This window comes from Streptomyces sp. NPDC003697, from assembly GCF_053587115.1.
In genome coordinates this window covers 1-1,147 of the sequence record NZ_JBSFNN010000179.1, presented here as the reverse complement: position 1 = coordinate 1,147, position 1,147 = coordinate 1, and the positions used below count along the sequence as shown (strand labels likewise).

The 1,147-nt window shown below is 77.0% G+C and carries 1 pseudogene; it reads left to right on the top strand.

Annotated elements, in window-relative coordinates:
• Nucleotides 1-488 precede the first annotated feature (488 nt).
• A pseudogene (locus tag ACWDNY_RS31430) lies at nt 489-707 on the top strand (hypothetical protein); the annotation flags it as partial.
• Between the last annotated feature and the right edge of the window lie 440 nt (nt 708-1,147).

Genomic DNA, 1,147 nt, shown 5'->3' with positions numbered 1-1,147 from the left:
GGGCGGAGGGGACGTGACCGTCCGGTCGCCGCCGCGCCGGCCCTCGTCCCACTTCTGCACGACCACGGCCGCGCCGCCGCCGAACAGCCCCCCCGGCGCCACCCCCCCGGCCCGTCCCCGGCGTCCCGCCGGGGACGGGCTCGCCCGTACGACCGCCCCCGCCGACCGGGGGTCCTTTCGTGTGGCCGTCGCGCCGGGTGGGGGCCTGTCCGAACGGTCGTCCCGCCGACTGGGGGCCCGCCCGTACGGGGTCGCGCCGGGTGAGGGTCCCGAGCGGCCGTCGCGCCGGTTCACGCGCCCGGCGTGAGGGGTGCGGGTCCGGTGAGGCGGTCGTCGCCGCGTGCCGCTCCGGTGCCCCGTGCGGGGCGGTGCCGGACGCGGCGCGGGCGGTGCGTGTCCGGCCCGGTGGGAGCGCGGTGGACTGGAGACGGCGGGGCGCCGGGCAGGAGCGAGAGGCGGGAGAACTTTCTCCTGTCGTGCTTCCGCGGATGCGAGGTTCGTGCACGAGGTTGCCCGGAAAGGAGTCCGTCCTGCCGGACCGGGGGTGGCGGGTGCGCCGGTCTGATAGATGTGGAGGCCCCAGACGACCCCCGAGCAGATACGGGACGACGGACATGAGCGCCCCAACCCCGGCACCCGGTGACGACAGGCCCCGCGAAGGCTATTACCCGGACCCGTCCATTCCTGGATATGTCCGGTACTGGAACGGTGCCGCCTGGGTGCCCGGCACCAGCCGGCCGGCGCCGTCCGACGGCGAACCGCTCAGCCCGCCGCCCGCGGCGGTCGAGGAGACGGGCCCGCACTTCTTCGACGAGGACCCGGCCGAGGAACCCGGCCCGGCCGGGGCACCGCACGGCGACCACTCCGAACCCGCTTCGGCGTGGGGCGCGGACCGCTCGCACCAGTCCGGCTTCGGCGGTGACCAGGACCGCCGCGTGTCCTGGGGCTCCCCGGCCGCCGCCGACCCGAGGGTTCCGCACCCGGACCCTCCGCCTCGGCTACCTCGCCGCGCACCGGGCCGTCGTGGACGCCGTCCAGCTCGTCCGGCTGCCTAGGAGGTCAGTTCGCGGGAGACCGAGGAGACGGGCACGTCGGACGCGGTCAGCGTCGTCCGGTCGCCGCGAGCGGTGATCTCCCGCCAGCCCGG